Annotated in this window: 13 protein-coding genes; 5 read left to right on the forward strand and 8 right to left on the reverse strand. The window is 71.5% G+C overall.

Going from position 1 to position 13,074, the window contains the following annotated elements:
- The first annotated feature begins 106 nt into the window (after window positions 1-106).
- The 4 genes from ACFOX0_RS01005 (at window position 107) to ACFOX0_RS01020 (ending at window position 3,431) form a co-directional block, all read left to right on the forward strand.
- Window positions 107-610 carry a DUF402 domain-containing protein gene (locus ACFOX0_RS01005; RefSeq protein WP_377541454.1) on the forward strand — a complete coding sequence of 168 codons (504 nt, stop codon included), beginning with the start codon at window positions 107-109 and terminating at the stop codon, window positions 608-610.
- 48 nt (window positions 611-658) lie between these two features.
- The gene (locus ACFOX0_RS01010) at window positions 659-1,546 is read left to right on the forward strand and encodes a PPK2 family polyphosphate kinase (protein WP_377541455.1); all 888 of its coding nucleotides are present in this window, start codon (window positions 659-661) and stop codon (window positions 1,544-1,546) included.
- 169 nt (window positions 1,547-1,715) lie between these two features.
- On the forward strand, window positions 1,716-2,342 hold the full coding sequence (locus ACFOX0_RS01015; RefSeq protein ID WP_377541456.1) for a DUF47 domain-containing protein: 627 nt from the start codon (window positions 1,716-1,718) through the stop codon (window positions 2,340-2,342).
- An 81-nt stretch (window positions 2,343-2,423) separates the two neighbouring features.
- Window positions 2,424-3,431: an inorganic phosphate transporter gene (locus ACFOX0_RS01020; RefSeq protein WP_377541457.1), complete on the forward strand. Its 1,008-nt coding sequence runs from the start codon at window positions 2,424-2,426 to the stop codon at window positions 3,429-3,431.
- Window positions 3,432-3,487: 56 nt separating this feature from the next.
- Here the strand turns inward: ACFOX0_RS01020 and ACFOX0_RS01025 are convergent, their stop codons facing one another.
- Window positions 3,488-4,546: a Gfo/Idh/MocA family protein gene (locus tag ACFOX0_RS01025; RefSeq protein WP_377541458.1), complete on the reverse strand. Its 1,059-nt coding sequence runs from the start codon at window positions 4,544-4,546 to the stop codon at window positions 3,488-3,490.
- Between the two features lie 182 nt (window positions 4,547-4,728).
- Here ACFOX0_RS01025 and ACFOX0_RS01030 point away from each other — a divergent pair, with 182 nt between their 5' ends.
- Window positions 4,729-5,583 (forward strand): NUDIX hydrolase, encoded by an 855-nt coding sequence (locus ACFOX0_RS01030; protein WP_377541459.1) that lies wholly within the window; start codon window positions 4,729-4,731, stop codon window positions 5,581-5,583.
- A 3-nt stretch (window positions 5,584-5,586) separates the two neighbouring features.
- Here the strand turns inward: ACFOX0_RS01030 and pstB are convergent, their stop codons facing one another.
- The 7 genes from pstB to ACFOX0_RS01065 all read right to left on the reverse strand — a co-directional run bounded on the left by pstB (window position 5,587) and on the right by ACFOX0_RS01065 (window position 12,881).
- Window positions 5,587-6,363, reverse strand: a complete 777-nt coding sequence (gene pstB / locus ACFOX0_RS01035; protein WP_377541460.1) for a phosphate ABC transporter ATP-binding protein PstB — start codon at window positions 6,361-6,363, stop codon at window positions 5,587-5,589.
- A gap of 23 nt (window positions 6,364-6,386) precedes the next feature.
- The gene (gene pstA, locus ACFOX0_RS01040; RefSeq protein WP_377541461.1) at window positions 6,387-7,475 is read right to left on the reverse strand and encodes a phosphate ABC transporter permease PstA; all 1,089 of its coding nucleotides are present in this window, start codon (window positions 7,473-7,475) and stop codon (window positions 6,387-6,389) included.
- Window positions 7,472-8,560: a phosphate ABC transporter permease subunit PstC gene (gene pstC / locus ACFOX0_RS01045; protein WP_377541462.1), complete on the reverse strand. Its 1,089-nt coding sequence runs from the start codon at window positions 8,558-8,560 to the stop codon at window positions 7,472-7,474. The genes pstA and pstC overlap by 4 nt, the downstream gene beginning before the upstream one ends.
- A 44-nt stretch (window positions 8,561-8,604) precedes the next feature.
- A complete protein-coding gene (gene pstS, locus ACFOX0_RS01050; protein ID WP_377541857.1) occupies window positions 8,605-9,708 on the reverse strand; it encodes a phosphate ABC transporter substrate-binding protein PstS in 1,104 nt (367 codons plus the stop codon).
- Window positions 9,709-10,025: 317 nt separating this feature from the next.
- The gene (gene mshD, locus ACFOX0_RS01055) at window positions 10,026-11,057 is read right to left on the reverse strand and encodes a mycothiol synthase (protein ID WP_377541858.1); all 1,032 of its coding nucleotides are present in this window, start codon (window positions 11,055-11,057) and stop codon (window positions 10,026-10,028) included.
- A 46-nt stretch (window positions 11,058-11,103) separates the two neighbouring features.
- Entirely contained in the window at window positions 11,104-12,057 is a 954-nt protein-coding gene (locus ACFOX0_RS01060) for a polysaccharide deacetylase family protein (protein WP_377541463.1), read from the reverse strand.
- 107 nt (window positions 12,058-12,164) lie between these two features.
- Entirely contained in the window at window positions 12,165-12,881 is a 717-nt protein-coding gene (locus ACFOX0_RS01065; protein WP_377541464.1) for a winged helix-turn-helix transcriptional regulator, read from the reverse strand.
- Between the last annotated feature and the right edge of the window lie 193 nt (window positions 12,882-13,074).

Raw genomic sequence — 13,074 nt, forward strand, 5'->3', positions numbered from 1 at the left:
GCCATTTCGCGTCGGCCGACATCCGGTGCCGAGCCCGCTGCGGCGCGAAACGGGACAGGGCCTTCGGTCGCACCGGAGGTTCACGGCCATCAGTTAAGGTGCGGGCATGTCCAGTGACACCGTCCGGGTCGTCTTCCGCAAGTACGACGGGGCCCAGCACCGGGACTACCCGGCGAAGCGGCTCGCCGAGGACGACCTGGGCGTCTGGCTCGGTGTCAGCACCGGCACCCCGTCGGTCTACCACGGACGGCCGTCGGTCGAGCAGATCCCGTTCGTGCTGCTGGTGCCGCACGCCGCCTGGTGGACGGGGATGTTCAACCCGCCGCCGCGGACCAGCGAGGTCTACTGCGACATCACCAGCCCGGCGGTCTGGGAGGGCGACACCGTGCACCTCGTGGACCTCGATCTCGACGTGGTCCGGCGCCGCGCCACCGGCCTGGTCGAGCTGCGCGACGAGGACGAGTTCGCCGAGCACCGGACCCGGTTCGGCTATCCGGACGACCTGGTCGCCAACGCCGAGGCGGCCTCGCGGTGGCTGCTCGGCGCGCTCGGTGACGGCACCGAGCCGTTCGCCACGGCGTACCGGAAGTGGCTCGCCCTGGTGGTCTGACCGGGCGCCCGGGTGGCCCGGGGGTCGGCGGTGGGTGATGATCAGGGCATGGCTGCCAGTTCGATACGGGCGTTGTTGCGGGTGCCGGCCGGCGACGGCGGGTCGGTGGATCTCGCCACGATCGATCCCCGGGCCACCCCGGGGTTGCCGGGGAAAGAGGTGACCGGCCGCAGCCGCAAGCAATGGGCCCGGGACCGGGTGGTCGGGATCGGCGCCGAGCTGTCCCCGCAGCAGGAGATGCTGTACGCCTCGGCCCAGGTCGACCCGGCGGCCGACCGGCGGGTGCTGCTGGTGCTGCAGGCGATGGACTGCGGCGGCAAGGACGGCACGATCCGCCGGGTGGCCGGGGCGATGAACCCGCTCGGCCTGCACATCCGGTCGTTCGGTCCGCCGACCCGCGAGGAGCTGGACCACCCCTTCCTCTGGCGGATCCGCCGGGCGCTGCCCCGACCCGGGTACGTCGGGGTGTTCAACCGGTCGCACTACGAGGACGTGCTGATCGCCCGGGTGGAGTCGTTGGTGCCCGAGCGGGTCTGGCAGAGCCGGTACGACGAGATCAACGACTTCGAACGGGAACTGACCGACGGCGGCTTCACCCTGGTCAAGGTCTTCCTGCACATCTCGTACGAGGAGCAGCGGGAGCGGCTGCTCAAGCGGCTGACCGACCCGCACAAGCACTGGAAGTACAACCCGGCCGACGTCGACGCGCGGGCCCGCTGGCACGACTACCAGGCCGCCTACGGTGCGGCGCTGGCCCGGTGCGACACCGACGGCGCGCCGTGGTACGTGGTGCCGGCCGACCGGAAGTGGTACCGCGACTGGGCGGTTTCCCACCTGCTGCTCGAAACGTTCACCGATCTGGGGCTCCGTTACCCGCCGGCCGATTTCGACATCGAGCGGGAACGGCGTCGGTTGAGCGACGAACGCGTCTGCTGAGCGTGACCACCCGGCGCGCTCAGGTGAACAACGGGTGAACGCCGAATTAATGGTGGTTGAGCAGGGGGAGGCCGCGGAAATGAGGGTTTTCGGGTTTCCTAGCATCTCCCACGGCAGGCTCCCCCTGATGGCTTGCCACCCGTCCACCGAGCATTCGAGGGTCCGTGCCGTGAAGTTTTCCTTTCGCCCTACCGAGGGCGCCTTCTACGAGCTCTTCACCAGGGCCGCCGAGAACCTGGTGAAGGGCACCGAGCTGCTGCAGGAACTGGGCCTGCCGGACGCCGACGTGCAGTCGGTCAGCGACCGGCTCACCGAGGTCGAGCACGACAGCGACCAGATCACCCACGCGCTGTACAAGAAGATCAACTCGACCTTCATCACGCCGTTCGACCGGGAGGACATCTACCGGCTCGGCTCGTTGCTGGACGACGTGATGGACCATCTGGAGGCGGTCGGCAACCTGCTCTACCTGTACGGCCTGACCAAGCTGCCGTCGCTGCCCCGGGAGATGCACGAGCTGGTCAACGTGCTGGACCAGCAGGCGAAGCTGACCGCCCAGGCGATGCCCCGGCTGCGTTCGATGAAGGACCTCGAGGACTACTGGATCGAGTGCAACCGGCTGGAGAACGACGGTGACCAGGCGTACCGGATGTTGCTGGTCCGACTCTTCTCCGGGGAGTACGACGCGCTGACCGTGCTGAAGATGAAGGAGGTCGCCGACGAACTCGAAGCCGCCTGCGACGCCTTCGAGCACGTCGCGAACACGGTCGAGACCATCACGGTCAAGGAGTCCTGAGTCCGTGAGCGCACACACTCAGCGAACGCCCGGGCACGCCCCGCGCCGCCGCCCGACCGGTACGTCCGGTGAGGTGGTCGCGTGAGCCCCGAACTGATCGCCGTCCTCGCGGTGATCGTCGCCGCGATGATCTTCGACTTCACCAACGGCTTCCACGACGCCGCGAACGCCATCGCGACAAGCATCTCCACCCGCGCGCTCACCCCCCGGGTCGCCCTGGCGATGGCCGCGGTCGGCAACTTCATCGGCGCGCACTTCGGCGCCGGGGTGGCCAAGACCGTCGGGGACGGCCTGGTCACCCTGCCGACCGGGGTGGCCAGCCTGGGCGTGGTCCTCGCCGGGGTGCTGGGCGCCATCGTCTGGAACCTGATCACCTGGTATTTCGGGCTGCCCTCGTCCTCCTCGCACGCCCTGTTCGGCGGCCTGGTCGGTGCCACCCTGCTCGCCTCGGGCGGCGTCGTGCAGTGGGGCAACATCCTCGACAAGGTGATCGTGCCGATGGTGCTGTCGCCAATGGTCGGCCTGGTGCTGGGCTACCTGGTGATGCTCGCCGTCCTGTGGATCTTCCGGAACGGCCAGCCGGGCAAGCTGAACCGGGGCTTCCGGCACGCGCAGACCGCGTCCGCCGCGGCGATGTCGATCGGTCACGGCATGCAGGACGCCGCCAAGACGATGGGCATCGTGGTGCTCGCCCTTTACAGCGGCGGCTACCAGAGTGACAAGATGCACATCCCCGGCTGGGTCTTCTGGACCTCGGCGACCATGCTCGCGCTCGGCACGTACGCCGGGGGGTGGCGGATCATCCGGACCCTGGGCCGGAAGATCATCGACCTCGGCCCGCCGGAGGGCTTCGCCGCCGAGACGGTGGCCAGCGCGGTGCTCTACTTCAACGCGCTGGTGCTGAAGGCGCCGATCTCCACCACCCACACGATCACCTCCGCGATCATGGGTGTGGGGGCCACCAAGCGCCTCACGGCGGTCCGGTGGAACGTGGCCGGCAACATCGTCATCGCCTGGATCACCACGTTCCCGGCCGCGGCGGCCATCGCCTGCCTGTGCTACCTGCTGGTCCGGCCGATCTTCAGCTGAACCGTCGGGCGGGCTCCCGTCGCGCGTGACGCGGCGACGGGTGCCCGCCCGCCAGGTCAGGGATAGCTGACGCCGATCTGGGCGCGGATGGCGTCCAGCAGGGCCATCACCTCCAGGGTGGCCCGGTGCGGCACCAGCGGGCTCTCCAGCAGCCCGGCCGCCAGGCAGCGCTGCACCTCGGCGGCCTCGTGCTGGTAGCCCGAGCCGACCAACTCGCCCGGCAGCACCGTCGGCGCGTCCGCGTCGAGCCGGTGCACGACCAGTTGACCAGGGCGGATGAACGGCGCGGGCAGCTCGATCCGGCCCCGGGTGCCGGTCAGCGTCGCGACCGTCGGCGTCCGGCCGACCAGTCCACAGCTGAGCGTGGCGATGGCGCCCGAGTCGTAGCCCAGCACCACGCCGGTGTTCTCGTCCACCCCGCCCAGGCTGAGCTTCGCCCAGGAGCGGATCTCGTCCGGCGGGCCGAGCAGCAGGTGCGCCAGGGTGATCGGGTAGATCCCCAGGTCGAGCAGGGCGCCCCCGCCGAGCGCCCGGTCGACCAGCCGGTGCCCGGCCGGGAACGGCCCGGCCAGCCCGAAGTCGGCCTGGACCGAGGTGAGTTCGCCGATCTCGCCGGACCGGACCAGGTCCCGGGCCCGCAGCACCAGCGGGTCGCAGCGCATCCACATGGCTTCCATCAGGAACAGGCCCCGGGAGTGGGCCGCGTCGATCAGCTCCGCGCTGCTCGCCCGGTCCAGGGTCAGCGGCTTCTCGACAAGCACCGCCCGGCCGGCCCGCAGGCAGGTCATCGCGGCGTCGTGGTGGGCGGCGTGCGGGGTGGCCACGTAGACCACGTCCACGTCCGGGTCCGCGGCCAGCGCCTCCCACGAGCCGTACGCCCGCGGGACGCCGTGCCGGTCGGCGAAGGCCCGCGCGGTGCCCTCGGCCCGGGAGCCCACCGCCACCACCTCGGCGTCCGGCACCAGCCGCAGGTCCCGGACGAAGGTGGCGGCGATGCCGCCGGTGGCCAGAATGCCCCACCGGGTGGGCCTTCGTTCGCCGCCGTCCCCGGCCGGTGGCCGGGCCGGGTCGGGGTCGGGCCGGACGGTCGGGGTCGAGGCGGGTTCACTCGTCATGCCGGCACGGTAGGGCCTGGCCGGGCCGGATACCAAGATCGGCGGGCCGGTCTCCCACAGGACGGGCGGGCCCGCGCCCGGCGGGCGGTCTGCCGTCGGGTCGGGTGGCCGGTCTGCCGTCGGGCCGGGTGGGCGGGCCCGCCGTCCGGAGCGCCGGGCCGGGCGCCGACTAGGCTCACCGCATGACGATCGACGGCAGGGGATTCGCGGCGCCGGCGTCGTTGGTCGAGCACGCCCGCCGGTTCGCGGCCGAGGGTGGGACCCCGGCGGAGCCCCGGGTCGCCGCCACCGTGCTGCTGCTGCGGCCGGCCGCCGGCCGGCCCGCCGCCGACGGCGCCGACTTCGAGGTGTACGTCATCCGCCGGGTGGCCGCGATGGCCTTCGGCGGCATGTACGCCTTCCCGGGCGGTGGCGTCGACCGGTCGGACTCGCGGGTGCACCTCGACTGGGCCGGCCCGAGCCCGGCGCGGTGGGCCGAGCGGTTGGCGCTGGCGCCGGACGCGGCGCAGGCCGTCGTCTGCGCGGCGGCCCGCGAGGTGTTCGAGGAGGCCGGCGTCCTGCTGGCCGGCCCGCACCCGGACACCGTGGTCGGCGACGTCAGCGGCGAGGACTGGGAGACCGAACGCCGCGCGCTGGTCGAGCGGCGGATCGGCTTCGCCGAGCTGTTGCGGGCCCGGGGGCTGGCGCTCCGCTCCGACCTGCTGCTGCCGTGGAGCCGGTGGATCACGCCGGACTTCGAGCCGCGCCGGTTCGACACGTACTTCTTCGTCGCCCTGCTGCCCGAGGGGCAGCGGCCCCGGGACGTCTCCGGTGAGGCCGACCACACCATGTGGATCCGTCCGGAGGACGCCCTGGCCCGGGCGGCGGCCGGTGAGATCGGCATGCTGCCGCCCACCATGGCCACGCTGGCCGAGGTGGCCGGCTGTCCCGGGCTGGCCGAGGTGGCGACCATGGCGGCCGGCCGCGAGGTGGCCACTCCGATCACCCCGCGGCTGGAGACCGCACCCGACGGTACGGGCCGGTTCGTGCTCGACTGACCGTCAGCCGAAGCGGCCGGTGATGTAGTCCTCGGTCTTCTTGACGCTCGGGTTGCTGAAGATCTTCTGCGTGTTGTCGTACTCGACCAGGCGACCGGGGTCGCCGGTGCGCTCGATCGAGAAGAACGCGGTGCGGTCGGAGACCCGGGCCGCCTGCTGCATGTTGTGCGTGACGATGATGATCGTGAACTCGTCCTTGAGCTTGAACATCAGGTCCTCGATCGCCAGGGTGGAGATCGGGTCCAACGCCGAGCAGGGCTCGTCCATCAGCACCACCTGCGGCTGCATCGCCACGGTACGGGCGATGCACAGCCGCTGCTGCTGGCCGCCGGACAGGCCGGCGCCCGGCTTGCCCAGCCGGTCCTTGACCTCGTCCCACAGGTTCGCCGACCGCAGCGCCTTCTCCGCCGCGTCCTGCAGGACCGACTTCCTGCGGACGCCGTTGAGCTTCAACCCGGCCACCACGTTGTCGAAGATCGACATGGTGGGGAACGGGTTGGGCCGCTGGAAGACCATCCCGATCATGCGACGGACCGCGGTCACGTCCACGTCGCGGTCGTAGATGTCCTGGTCGTCGATGGTCAACCGGCCGTCGACCCGGGCACCGGGCAGCACCTCGTGCATCCGGTTGATCGACCGCAGGAAGGTGGACTTGCCACAGCCGGACGGTCCGATCAGGGCGGTCACGGTCTTCGGTTCGACGGTGAGGTTGATGTTCTCGATCGCCTTGAACGAGCCGTAGTAGGCGCTGACGTTCGTGGCTTCGACGCGCTTGGCCATGGTGGGGTCACCTCCGGAGGTGGTCATCGGGCGAGCCGGTTGCGACGGGCGAGCAGCTTCGCCGCGATGGTCAGGACGAGTACGAGGGCGACCAGGGTGAGAGCCGCCGTCCAGGCCCGCGCCGGGGCGTACCGGGACGCGTCGCCCGCCTGCTGGTAGACGAAGAGCGACAGGGACGCCTGGTTGTTCTGGAACGGGTCGAAGTTGATCGCGGCCGTGCCGCCGGCGACCAGCAGCACCGGTGCGGTCTCGCCGGCCGCCCGGGCGATCGAGAGCATCACGCCGGTGACGATGCCGGGCAGCGCGGTCGGCAGGACGATCCGCAGGATCGTCTTCCACTTCGGCACGCCGAGCGCGTACGACCCCTCGCGCAGCGGCGCCGGGACCAGCCGGAGCATCTCCTCGGTCGAGCGGATCACCAGGGGAAGCATCAGCACGCTCAGCGCCAGCGACGCCGCGAAGCCCGAGTACGCGGGCTGTCCGTCGTTGAACAGCGGCGTGACCATCAGCACCCAGAAGGCCAGCACGAACAGCCCGGCGACGATGGACGGGATGCCGGTCATCACGTCCACGAAGAAGCGGACCAGGAAGGCGAACCGGCCCCGGCCGTACTCCACCACGTAGATCGCGCAGAGGATGCCGAGCGGCACGGTGATCAGGGCGGCGATGCCGACCTGCTCCAGGGTGCCGACGATGGCGTGGTAGGCGCCGCCCATCGGGTCGCGGGCGCCGATGTTGTTCATCGAGGTGCCGAAGAAGTTGCCGTCGAGCCGGTCCATGCCCTTGCTCACCAGCGTCCACACCACCGACAGCAGCGGCAGCACGGCCAGCACGAAGGCCGAGTGGATCAGGGCGCTCCAGACCCGGTTGCGAGCCTGCCGGGGGCCCTCCACCGACCGGCTGGCCGCGTAGAGGCCGAGCAGGTAGAGCAGGGCGCCCAGCACGACGACCAGCACCGGGCCGCCGAGGTCGGCGCCGTAGACGATGCCGGCCGCGACGGCCAGCGCCGCCACCGCCAGGCCGAGGCGGACCGGCAGGGGTAGCCGGCGGCCCCGCAGGTCGGTCGGACGGCCCGGGGCGGTCGGGCGGCCGGGAGCGGTCAGGGTACTCATGCGGCGGACTCCGTGAACTCCCGGCGGCGGTAGATGATCGCGCGAGCGGTGATGTTGACCAGCAGCGTGATGGCGAAGAGCACGAGACCGGAGGCGATCAGCGCGCCCCGACCGGTGTCGTCGGCCTCGCCGAACTTGACGGCGATGTTCGCGGCGATCGAGTTGCCGCCGTTGGCGAGGATGTTGAACGAGATGTCGTAGGCGAAGCTGAGCGTCATGGCGAGGGCGATGGTCTCGCCGAGCGCCCGACCGAGACCCAGCATCACCGCGCCGATGACGCCCGGCCGCCCGTACGGCAGGACGGCGGTGCGGATCATCTCCCACCGGGTCGCGCCGAGGGCGAGGGCGGCCTCCTCGTTGGCGGTGGGCGTCTGCAGGAAGACCTCGCGGGAGAGCGAGATGACGATCGGCAGCACCATGATCGCCAGAACCAGCGAGCCGAGCAGGATCGACCGGCCGAACGGGCCGTCGCCGCCGAAGATCGGGATCCAGCCGAAGTACCGGTTCAACCAGATCGACAGGTCCTGTACCGGGCCGGCGAAGTAGTCCCGGCCCCACAGGCCGAAGACCACGCTCGGCACGGCGGCCAGCAGGTCGACCAGGAAGCCCAGGACGACGCCCACCCGGCGCGGCGCGTAGTGGGTGAGGAAGAGCGCGATGCCCAGGGCCACCGGCACGGCGACGATCAGCGCGATGACCGCCGAGAGCACGGTGCCGAACGCCAGCGCGCCGATGCCGAACTGCGGATCGGCGCCGTTGGGTGACCAGCCCTCGAAGGTGAGGAAGTTGGCCTTGTTGGCGCGCAGCGCCGGGATCGCCTTGGCGATCAGGAAGACCGCGATGGCCAGGATGATGAGCAGCACCGTCGCGCCGGCCGCGGTGCTGAGCAGCCGGAAGACGCGTTCGGTGCCGAAGGTCCGGCGCCGGGGCAGGGCCCCGCCGCCACCGAGGCCGGCGGGCGGCCGACCGGACATGGGCGGTGCGGTGTCGACCGACACCGCCGAACCGGCGGACCGGGCGTGACTCGTGGTCACGTCCGGTCCGCCGGCCCTGGTGTCGGCCGAGCGGGGAGGGGATTCACCCATCTGCTCGCTCGCTCCGTGTGAGGAATGGTGAGGGAACTACCGGATCAGGCCAGGCCCTTGACGGACTCGGCGACCTTGCTGCGGACCGACTCCGGCAGCGGGGCGTAACCGAGTTCGGCCAGGACCTGCTGGCCCTCGCTGCTGGCCGTGTAGGTGAGGAAGCCCTTGACCAGCTTGAGCTTGTCGGCGGCGAGGCCCTTGTCGCAGACGATCTCGTACGTCACCAGGATCAGCGGGTAGGCCCCGGCCTCCTTGGTCTTGTAGTCGATCGACAGCTTGAGGTCGTCGCCCTGGCCCTCGACCTTGGCGCCGGCGACGGCCTTGCCCGCGTTCTCGGCGGTCAACTCGGCGAACTCGCCGTTGCCGTTGGCGATCTTGGCGATGCCCAGGCCGGCGTTCTCCGCGAACGACCACTCGGTGTAGGTGATGGAGCCGGGGGTGGACTTGACGAAGCTGGTGACACCGTCCGAGCCCTTGGCGCCGGTGCCGCCCGGGGCCTTCCAGCCCTTGGCGTTACCGAAGGTCCAGTCCGACTCGGCGGTCTTGAACAGGAACTTGGTGAAGTTGTCGGTGGTGCCGGAGTCCTCCGACCGGTGCGCGGTCTGGATGGCGGTGGACGGCAGCTTGGCGTCGGCGTTGTCGGCCTTGATCGCCGGGTCGTCCCACTTGGTGATCTTGCCGGCGAAAATCTTGGCGACGGTGGCCGGCTTGAGCTGCAGGCCCTTCACGCCGTCCAGGTTGTACGCCACCGCGATCGGGCCGGTGACCATGGGGAGGTGGATGGCCTTGCCGCCGGAGCACTTGGCGTCGGCCTTCGGCTGCTCCTCCGGCTTGAGCGCCGAGTCGGAGCCGGCGAAGTCCGCCGTGCCGGAGATCAGTGCCTGGATGCCGGCACCGGAACCGGTGCCCTCGTAGTTGATCGTCGCGCCGTTGCACTTCTGCTGATACGCCTTGCGCCACTCGTCCATGGCGTTCTTCTGGGCGGTAGAGCCCTGCGCGTTCAGCGTGCCGGTGGCACAGTCGGCCGCGGCGGTGGAGCCCGCCGACGATCCGCTGCTCGGCCCGTTGTTGTCCGAACCGCAGGCAGCGAGTGCGAGCGTTGCGGAAAGAGCGAGGCAGGCGATGGCGCCGTGCCGCTGGAGCTTCACCGAGGGGTTTCCCTTCATGAACGTTGCGTCGCGGAGGTCGTCCGCGCGGCCGGCGGTCAACCAGCCAGTACGCAAGTTAGGAGGGCCAGGTGGACGGCTTGCCGGGCGTGGGTGAACGGGGGGTGAACAGGTGTTGCCGGCCAGGCCGCCGTCAGCTGAGGGCGGGTTGGCCGGAAAGTGAACTCCGAGGCTGACGTCGTGACACGTCCGTACTTAATACGACAGCCAGTTATCGGCCCGTGATCCGCCGTACATCGGGCCGTGATCCCGACGACCCGACCCGGTCACCGCGGACCCGGGCTTCGGCCCGATCTCGGCTACGCGGTACGTCGGTAGGTGACGTGGGCCGTCCATCGGCCGAAGCCGAGCCGGTGGTAGAGCGCCATCGCCGCCGCGTTGTCGTCGTCGACGTACAGCATCGCCCGGTTCAGGCCCCGGTCGCGCAGGTGGCGCAGGCCGGCCAGGGTCAACGCCTTGCCCAGGCCGGTGCCGTGCGTGGTCGGGTCGACGCCGAGCACGTACACCTCGCCGACGGGCTCGCCGCGGTAACCGGAGCCGGCGACGTCGGCCGCTCCGGCCGGCGCGATCCCGTCCGGTCCGGCGGCGGCCGGTCCGCCGTGCACCTTGGTCCAGTGGAAGCCGAGCAGGCGGTCGTCGGCGTCCTGGACCGCGAGCAGGAATCCGGCCGGGTCGAACCACGGCTCGGCCATCCGTACCCTCAGATCCTCGGCCGTCCAGCGGCCCTGCTCGGGGTGCTCGGCGAAGGCCCGCCGGTTGACCGCGAGCCAGGCGTCCTCGTCGTGACCCGGCCGGAACGGCCGGATCGACACGCCGGCCGGCAGTCGGGGTTCGGCCAGCGGGCCGGCCAGCGGCCGGCGCAGCTGCCAGAGCACCCGGACCCGGTCGAAGCCCAGGTCGAGCGCGAGCGCCGCCGCCGACGGGTGGTCACCGTGGGCCCATACCCGCAGCCCGCGGTCGGTCGCCGGGTCGGCCCCCGTGCCGTACGCCACCGGCCGTTCCCTGGTCGCGTCCAGCGCGGCGGTCAGCAGCGCCCGGCCGACGCCGCGCCGCCGGTGGGCCGGATGCACCACCAGCTCGGCCACCGTCCCGTCCGGCTCCGGCGTCAGGTGGGCGTAACCCGTCAGCGTGCCGCGCGGACCGCGGGCCAGCAGGTGTACGGCGGGCTCCGGCCCGCCCGGACTCAGCCGCAGCAGCACGCTCTCGGAGAGCGGGTCGGCCCCGTCGGCTACGCCGGCCGCGCGGCTCAACGCGATCACCTCCGGCACCTCGTCCGGATCCAGCCGTCGACTGCTGGCGGTCCGCGGCCTCTCCGAGGATGCTTCGTTGATCACCGTCTCACCGTATATCGGACGGGGGCGCGCCGGGGCGGTCCGCTCAGCGCGGGCCCGCGTTCGCCACCGGCGCCCGCTGGTACGCGGCCGCGGCGAGACCGGTGGGCAGCGACTCCAGTTGGAACCGCTGGGTGAGGCTGGCCAGGATCACCCGCAGCGCGTCGACGCTGCCCTGCCGGTTGCCGCCGCCGTCGTGCATGAGCACGATCGAACCGGCGTCGACCGGGTCCAGGACGGCGGACACGATGGCCGCCACGCCCGGCCGGGTCCAGTCCCGCGGGTCGACCGACCAGGCCAGTGAGGTCATCCCGAGCTGTCGGGCGACGTCGACCACGACCGGCGTCCAGGCCCCGCCCGGCTGGCGGAAGTACCGGATGGTCGCGTCGGGCGCGGCGGCGTGGATCGCCTCGTCGGTGGCGGTCAGGTCGGCGCGGATCGCCGCCGCCGTCCGGGAGCCGAGGGTCACGTCGTGCGACCAGCTGTGGTTGCACAGGGTGTGCCCCTCGGCGACGACCTGCCGGACCAGCTCGGGGTAGTCGCGCGCGTTCCGGCCGATTATGCAGAAGGTGGCCTTGACGCCGTACTGCCGCAGCACGGCGAGGATCTGCGGGGTGTACTCGGGGCTCGGCCCGTCGTCGAAGGTGAGCGCCACCCGGTCGGATCCGGTGCTGATCCGGCTGCCGAACGGGCCGCCCCGCTCCGGCGGGAGCTGCGGCTCGGCGTACCGGTCGGGGGCCTGCGGGGTGGGCCTGGCCGGCGCCGGGGAGGTACGCGCGGGTCCGGCCCGATCGGCGTCCGATCGGGCGGCGACCGGCGTGCCGGACGGTACGCCGCCGGAGGTGCCCAGCGTCCGACCCACCGCGTACGCGGTGAACAGCGTCGAACCGGCTATCAGCACGACCAGCAGGGTGTTCCGGGCTCCCGGGGTCAGCCGGAGGGATCCCCAGCGGTTCCGGTAGTTACCGGGCCGGTAGTTGCCTCCCTGGTAAAGCGACATCCCAGTGCCCTTCTCGCGGCAGATCCGTCATCGACCCTACGGATATCAAGCCGAAAAATGGGCTTTTCTCGGGATTAGTCACGGGAATGGGGCATAGCGGGTGACAGTCAGACCGGCAGCGGTGCCGGCTCCGGCTGCTCGCTCATCGACCGCGACGGCGGTACGACGAACTTGTACCCGACCTGGCGGACGGTGCCGATCATCGACTCGTACTCCGAGCCGAGCTTGGCCCGCAGCCGCCGGACGTGCACGTCCACGGTCCGGGTGCCGCCGAAGTAGTCGTACCCCCAGACCTCCCGGAGCAGCTGGTCGCGGGTGAACACCCGGCCCGGGTGCTGGGCGAGGAACTTCAGCAGCTCGAACTCCTTGTACGTCAGGTCGAGCGGGCGCCCCTTGAGCTTGGCCGCGTAGGTGTCCGGGTCGATGGCCAGCTCGCCGGCCCGGATCAGCCCGTGCGCCCCGGCGGTGGCGCTGGTCAGACGGCCGACGGCCAACCGCAGCCGGGCCTCCACCTCGGCCGGGCCGGCGCTGGCCAGGATCACGTCGTCCACGCCCCAGTCCGCGTTCAGGGCGATCAGGCCGGCCTCGGTCACCACCGCGACCAGCGGCACCCCGAGGCCGGTGGCGTGCAGCATCCGGCAGGTGGCGCGGGCATCGCTGAGTTCGGTGCGGGCGTCCACCAGCACGGCGTCCGGGCTCGGCCCGGCGACCAGGGTGCGGACGTCCCGGGGCGCGGTGCGAACCGAGTGGGGGAGCAGGTCCAGCGCGGGCAGCACGGCGGATGGCTCGCCGGCGCGCGCGGTGACCAGCAGCAGGATCTCCACGCAATCACCTCCGTCCCGGCGGCCTGGGCCGCGCGGTGATCAGCGACGTCGACCGGATGACGTCCGGGAGGTCGCTGGAGACTGGCGTCGGTCCCGGCGTCGCTGACGGGCGGGTTAAGGCCTGAGCGTAGCGGATGCTCAGTGTCCCGCCGTCGATGTTCCGTCCGATTACCGACCTATTGCCGGACTGGCC

It is taken from the genome of Micromonospora zhanjiangensis (assembly GCF_042650605.1).
Classification (GTDB): Bacteria; Actinomycetota; Actinomycetes; order Mycobacteriales; family Micromonosporaceae; genus Micromonospora_J; species Micromonospora_J zhanjiangensis.